Here is a 6,514-nt window from a genome sequence, read left to right as displayed (position 1 = left end):
GCTCGGCGGAGTCTGAGTCGAGGCCGACATAGGTGTCCGGGCTGTCCTGGGGTTCGGCGGGCGGTGTCGGAATGGGTGCCATAAGGCCACGCTAGGCCCTGCCCGGCAGCCGCGGGAAGTCCGGATCCCGCCCACCCCCTGTCACACTTCTGTCACAGGGGCCCGTCACCCGTTTCCCTCGCACTGCGTCACACGGACGGACGTTTCCCTAGCCCTTCCGCGGGTATTCGAACGAAATTCTCGCGTGTCGTACGAGTTCTTCGAATGCCGTGTGAGAAGGCTTGTCCGAGAAGTGGCCGGGCCCTTTGCCCCCCCGATTCCGGACAGGCCGCGCAAGCTGACACCGCATAAGAAATACACGGTTCGGACACAGAACCCCCTTACGCCCCCTGTCGCCGCGCACGACGACGCGAGCATCATGGCGTGAGCCGAGCGAAGGGGCGAGCGATGGGGACGCAGACCGTGCAGGCGACGGCACGACCCGTGCGGACCAAGCGGCACGGGCGGCTGATCGTGGACTGGCTGACCACCACCGACCACAAGAAGATCGGTCACCTCTATCTGATCACGTCGTTCGTGTTCTTCCTGGTCGGCGGGGTCATGGCGCTGCTGATGCGCGCGGAACTGGCCCGGCCGGGCCTGCAGATCGTGGACAACCAGCAGTTCAACCAGCTCTTCACGATGCACGGCACGGTGATGCTGCTGCTGTTCGCGACCCCGAGCTTCGCGGGCTTCGCCAACGAGCTGATGCCGCTGCAGATCGGCGCCCCGGACGTGGCGTTCCCCCGGCTGAACATGCTGTCGTACTGGTTCTTCCTGTTCGGCGGCCTGATCGTGATGGGGTCGCTGCTCGTGCCGTCCGGTCCGGCCGCCTTCGGCTGGTTCGCCTACGCCCCGCTGAACAACACCGCGCACTCCCCCGGCGTCGGCCCCGACCTGTGGATCATGGGCCTCGCCCTGGCCGGCTTCGGCACGATCCTCGGCGCGGTCAACTTCATCACCACGATCATCGGGATGCGCGCGCCCGGCATGACCATGTTCCGGATGCCGATCTTCACCTGGAACACGCTGTTCACGTCGATCCTGATCCTGCTGGCGTTCCCGGTGCTGGCGGCCGCGCTGCTGGTCCTGGAGGCGGACCGGCGCTTCGGCTCGCAGGTCTTCGAGGCGGGCAACGGCGGGGCGCTGCTGTGGCAGCACCTGTTCTGGTTCTTCGGGCATCCCGAGGTCTACATCATCGCGCTGCCGTTCTTCGGGATCATCACGGAGATCGTCCCGGTCTTCAGCCGCAAGCCGATCTTCGGGTATCTGACGCTGGTCGCGGCGACGATGTCGATCACCGGTCTGTCGATCGTGGTGTGGGCGCACCACATGTTCGTCACCGGCGCGGTGCTGCTGCCGTTCTTCTCCTTCATGAGCTTCCTGATCGCCGTCCCGACGGGCGTGAAGATCTTCAACTGGACCGGGACCATGATCAAGGGCTCGCTGTCCTTCGAGACGCCGATGCTGTGGGCGACGGGGTTCCTGGTGACCTTCCTGTTCGGCGGTCTGACCGGGGTGCTGCTGGCCTCGCCCCCGCTGGACTTCCACGTCTCCGACACCTACTTCGTGGTGGCGCACTTCCACTACGTCGTGTTCGGCACGGTCGTCTTCGCGATCTTCGGCGGGCTGTACTTCTGGTGGCCGAAGTTCACCGGGAAGATGCTCGACGAGCGGCTCGGCAAGATCCAGTTCTGGACGCTGTTCGTCGGCTTCCACACCACGTTCCTGGTCCAGCACTGGCTCGGCGCCGAGGGCATGCCCCGCCGCTACGCCGACTACCTCGCGGCGGACGGCTTCACGGCACTGAACACCATCTCGACGATCGGCGCGTTCGTGCTCGGCGCCTCGACGCTGCCGTTCCTCTACAACGTCTGGAAGACCGCCAAGTACGGCGTGAAGGTGGAGACCGACGACCCCTGGGGCTTCGGCCGCTCCCTGGAGTGGGCCACCTCCTGTCCGCCGCCGCGGCACAACTTCACGACCCTGCCCCGGATCCGCTCCGAGTCCCCGGCGTTCGACCTGCACCATCCGGAGTACGCGGCACTGGCTCCGCAGCCCGAGCCGAAGAGCGAGCAGGCGAGCGAGCGAGGCGGCCCGCAACCGTCCTGACCGCCCCGGCGAGTCCGGCAGGCTCCGGCACCCGGGCGCCCGGTGTACCGGAAGCGCAGCCGCTCGGCGTCCCGGCAGAGGTCGGCGCGTTCGCCGAGGGCACCCGGGTCGACGCCCGGCAGCTCACTGGCGGTACGGCAGTTGGGGGACGTCGAAGCAGGTGTGGTTCATGTCGCCCTGGGAGACCCAGCCGCGGTCGTCCTGCCAGCGGGCCACCGAGAGGCAGGCCCTGCGGGACTTCGGCGGGTCGGCCAGGCGCTCGAAACGGACCGGGACGAGCAGACCGTGCGCGGTGTAGTCCTGGCTGCGGTTCATGAAGGCGTCGACGCACGCGCGCGTGACGCCTTGCGGCGCACAGGACTTCGCCGCGTCCGTGAACCAGGTCGCGGCCGCCCAGCCCTCCAGCTGCCACTGGGAGTGCGTCCTGAGGTCGTTGGTCGCGTCCCTGAACTCCCGTACGGCCGCGTTGCCGGTGTCCTCGTAATTGCGGCTGGAGCCGGTGGCCCACAGGGCGTTGCGGCAGCGCGGGGCGTCCTTGTAGTCGTCCCGGACGGTGGACGTCCAGTTCTGCACGTTGGTGACCTTGGCGGTGAGCTTGACGCCGGCCTTGTCCATCGCCTCGCACAGCTGGGCGTTGCCATGGCTGTCGACGGCGTCGAAGACCAGGTCGGCACCCTGTTCCTTCAGGTCGGCCGCCACGGCACGGAAGTTGGGCAGCGCGAAGTCGACCTGCTCGGTGACGACCTTGTAGCCCTCGGCCTTCAGCCCCTGCTCGACGAGCCGGGCGTAGGCGGCGGACGCGGCCTGGTTGTAGGAGACGACGGCGGCCGTACGGGCCCCGTGCTCGCGCTTGAAGTAGCGGTAGACCTCGGTGCCCCCGTACTGCTTACCGTCCCAGCCTGTCGTGCCGTCGCGGGGCGCGAGGCTGCCGTAGATGCCGTAGAGGTGCGGCCAGGTGTCGTAGGCGGCGCCGATGGGCTGGCCGCCGATGTCGGGCACGCGCGCGTGGGAGACACGGGAGGCGCCCGCGTAGTCGAGGGCGGTGGTGGCGACCAGGGCGACCACCTTGTCCTCGTCGATCAGCCGGTGCACACAGGTGTTGTTGCCGACCCCGCTGCCGCCGTCGTCGCACTCGCGCACCTCGACGCGGCGGCCGTCGACGCCGCCGCGCGCGTTGAGCCGCTCGAAGTAGGCCTTGGCGCCGTCGCGCGGGCCGGTGAAGGCACTGCCGCCGACCGGGCTGGTGGCGCTGGTGACGATGCCGACGCGGATCGGGCCGCGGTCCTCCGCGGGGGCCGTCCGCTCGCGGTGCTCGAAGTCGCTCTCCGGCAGCCTGCTGCCGCACGCCGTGGCCGACGCGAGCAGCAGGACCGCGAGGACGGCCTCAGCAGCCCGGCAGCGCCGACGCCGTGGCATTGCCGCTCAACTGGACCAGCGCGCACAGCGTGTTGACCGACACCTTCCAGGTGCCGTCCTGCTCGACCGCCGTGCCGGAGGCGTCCGGCAGGGCGGTGGCACCGTTCAGCATCAGGGTGTACGTCACGTCGGCCGCGGTCGGCTTGGTGAAGGCCACCTTGGTGACCTCTGCCTGCACCTGTCCGCCGCGCTGGTCGCCGCTGAAGGCCTGGAGCACCGGCCCCATCTCGTCGCCGTTCTCCAGGACGGCCTGTTTGTCCTCGGTGGAGGTCTTCGGGTCGAAGAACTTCTCCCAGTTCGCCTTGACCTCCTGCCGGGCGGCCGCCGCGTCGGCGGGTCCGCTCGGTGACGGCGCCGCCGAGGGCGTGCTCCTCGTCACGGAAGGTGTCGGCGGCGGGCTCTCGCTGCCGCCGCCGCTGTCGTCGCTGCACGCCGTGAGGGCCACGGCGAGGGCGAAGCCCACCGCCACCAGCCCCCGGCTGCCGTTCCCCCACGTGCGGTCGCTCCAGAGAACCATCTGGCTCACCACCGGGTGTCGGTCCGGGCCACGTGCGCCCGGTGCTTTCAGGGTCAGCTTCAAGAAGGCATAGTGCAAGCGATTGGCTTACATGGACAGGCATGCGACATGTGGGAGCCGGAGATGCGGACAGCCCGACTGCGGACCGTGCACCCCGTCCTGTGGGCCGGCTGGGCCGCGCTCGCCGCGGGGGCGGTGCTGTGCGTCCTCGGCTGGTACGGCGTCTCGGGCGAGCGTTACGCCGAGCGGCAGCTGCCCTACCTCGCCTCCTGCACGGTGCCCGGCGCGGCGCTGATCGTCGCCGGGGCGGTGCTCCTCACCCACGGCCGGGGCGCGCTCGCCGCCGCGCGCGTGGAGGAGCTGTACGGCCTCCTGGTCGCCGCGGAGCCTCCCGGGGCCGAGGAGTCGGGGACGGCGGCCCCCGCGCCCCTGGCCGTCAGCCGGGACCTGCTGATGGTGCCCGGCGGCACGCTCTGGCACCGCGCGGACTGCCCGCTGGTCGCCGGGAAAGCGGAGTCGGTCCCGGTGGACGCCAAGCTGCTGGCGAGCGGTGAGCTGGGCCCCTGCCCGATCTGCGAGCCGGTCGAGGAAACCGACTGATGTCGTCGCTGACCTACGACCTGACCCTCGCCGGGTTGTCGGTCGGCAGCGCGGCCGCGCTCACCGGGATCGGCCTGATCGTCACGTACCGCGCGACCGGCGTGCTGAACTTCGCGCACGGGGCGATCGCCATGGTGTGCGCGTACGTCCTGCGGCAGTGCGTGGTGGAGTGGGGCTGGCCGCTGTGGGCCGGGGCTGCTGTGACCCTGCTGGCCCTGGCGCCGGCCCTCGGCGTGGTGCTGGAGCGTTTCGTCTTCCGGCCGCTGGCCGTCCTGGGCGGTGATCCGGCCCAGACCCTGGTGGCCTCCATCGGCGTGTTCGTGCTGCTGGTGGGCGGGGCCGCGCTGCTGTGGGGCCAGGGCGCCCGGGACGACGCCCCGGAGCTGGTGTCGGCGGACCCGTGGGGGCAGCTGGCGGTCGTCCTGGTCCTGGCGGCCGGCGTCGGGGCGGTGATCCGCTGGACCCGCTTCGGACGGGAGCTGCGGGCCGTCGTGGACGACCGGGGGCTGGCCGTGCTCGGCGGGATCGACGCCGACCGGGTGGCGGCGGCGGGCTGGGCGTTCGGGGCGTTCACCGCGGGCCTGACGGGCGTGCTGCTCGCCCCTTACGTCCGCCTGGACCCGTACGGGCTGCCGCTGCTCGTCATGGAGGTGGTGGCGGTCGCGGTGGCCGCGCGGATGCGCGGTCTGCCGGTGGCGGTGGTGGCGGCGCTGGCCGTCGGGGTGGGGCAGAGCCAGCTGACGCGGCTGCACCCGTCGGGCCGGCTCGAGCCGCTGCTCCAGGCGGTGGGGGCGAACCTCTTCGTCGTGGCCCTCCTCGTCGCGGCCCTGGCTCTTCCCCGTGTCGGCACCCGGGACGCGCTCCCGCGCACGGCCACCGCGCGCGTGCCTCCGGGCGCGTGGATCGTCGCGGTGGTGCTGTTCCTGCTCCCCCTGGGCTTCGCGGGCCCGGACCTGCACACATCCGTGCAAGTTCCGGCGCTGGGCGTGGTGCTGCTCTCCCTGGTGGTCGTGACGGGCCGGGGCGGCCAGATCTCCCTCGGCCAGGCGGCCTACGCGGGTCTGGGCGCCCTGTTCACCGCTCTGCTGGCGGCGGGCCGCTTCCCGGGGCTGCCCCGCGTCCCGGAGGCGGCCGCGCTGGCGCTGGCGGTGCTCCTGGTGGCTCCCCTGGGCCTGCTGACGGGCTGGCCCGCGATCAGCCGCCGGGGTCTCGCGCTGGCCCTCGCGACCTTCGCGGTCGGTGTCGGCGTGAGCCGTTTCGTCCTCACCCAGCCGTACGCCGCCTCCGGCCTGTCCCTGGGCCGCCCCGAGGGCTTCGACGGCGACCGCGCGTACTACGCGCTGGAGTTGGTCCTGCTCGCACTCGCCCTGCTGGCGACCCGCGCGCTGCGCGGAGGCCGTACGGGCCGTGCCCTGGCCGCTCTGCGTGACCACGAGTCCGGAGCGTCGGCGGCGGGCGTGCGGGTTCCCGCCCTGAAGCTCCTCGCCTTCGTGGCGGGCGCGGCGCTGGCCGCCCTGGGCGGCGGCATGCTCGGCATGGGCCTGCGCGCCTTCGACCCCGCCGCCTACGACCCCGTCCGGAGCCTCCTCTGGTTCGCCGCGGTGGTCGTCCTGGGCGCCGACAGCACCCTGGGTGCCCTGGGAGCGGCGGCGCTGCTGGTCGGCCTGGACGCGAGGGCGCGGGGAGGGGTGGCGGCGGCGCTGATCGGGGTCCTGGCGGTGCTGGTGGGCCGCTTCCCCGGGGGGCCGTACGAGGCGGTGCGGGCGGTGACGGGACGGCTGAGGCCGACCGGCACGGCGGTCCTCACCCCCTTGGGAGCAGAGGCAAGAC

At 71.7% G+C, this 6,514-nt stretch carries 5 protein-coding genes and 1 pseudogene; 3 read left to right on the top strand and 3 right to left on the bottom strand.

Annotation, left to right across the window (positions count from 1 at the left end; all coding sequences use genetic code 11):
- Positions 1 to 82, bottom strand: a pseudogene (locus EHS43_RS48280) (proteinase inhibitor I78); the annotation flags it as partial.
- A 365-nt stretch (positions 83 to 447) separates the two neighbouring features.
- On the opposite strand from EHS43_RS48280, the gene ctaD reads away from it, so the two are divergent.
- Entirely contained in the window at positions 448 to 2,151 is a 1,704-nt protein-coding gene (gene ctaD, locus EHS43_RS33780) for a cytochrome c oxidase subunit I (RefSeq protein WP_125194461.1), read from the top strand.
- Between the two features lie 123 nt (positions 2,152 to 2,274).
- Here the strand turns inward: ctaD and EHS43_RS33775 are convergent, their stop codons facing one another.
- Positions 2,275 to 3,567 (bottom strand): ABC transporter substrate-binding protein, encoded by a 1,293-nt coding sequence (locus tag EHS43_RS33775; RefSeq protein ID WP_125194460.1) that lies wholly within the window; start codon positions 3,565 to 3,567, stop codon positions 2,275 to 2,277.
- Positions 3,536 to 4,096 (bottom strand): hypothetical protein, encoded by a 561-nt coding sequence (locus EHS43_RS33770; protein WP_125194462.1) that lies wholly within the window; start codon positions 4,094 to 4,096, stop codon positions 3,536 to 3,538. Before EHS43_RS33770 ends, EHS43_RS33775 begins: the two co-directional genes overlap by 32 nt.
- 111 nt (positions 4,097 to 4,207) lie before the next feature.
- Between EHS43_RS33770 and EHS43_RS33765 the strand changes: the two genes are divergently transcribed.
- Together EHS43_RS33765 and EHS43_RS33760 are read left to right on the top strand one after the other, a co-directional pair.
- On the top strand, positions 4,208 to 4,684 hold the full coding sequence (locus EHS43_RS33765) for a hypothetical protein (RefSeq protein WP_125194459.1): 477 nt from the start codon (positions 4,208 to 4,210) through the stop codon (positions 4,682 to 4,684).
- Positions 4,684 to 6,514 (top strand): ABC transporter permease (locus tag EHS43_RS33760; RefSeq protein WP_260470827.1); only part of this gene is annotated, 1,831 nt, incomplete at its 3' end. The genes EHS43_RS33765 and EHS43_RS33760, both read left to right, overlap by 1 nt.

Origin of the sequence: Streptomyces sp. RP5T (assembly GCF_003933965.1) — a bacterium.
Taxonomy (GTDB): Bacteria; Actinomycetota; Actinomycetes; order Streptomycetales; family Streptomycetaceae; genus Streptomyces.
The sequence above is the reverse complement of the archived record's forward strand: the minus strand, read 5'-3'. Positions and strand labels throughout refer to the sequence as shown.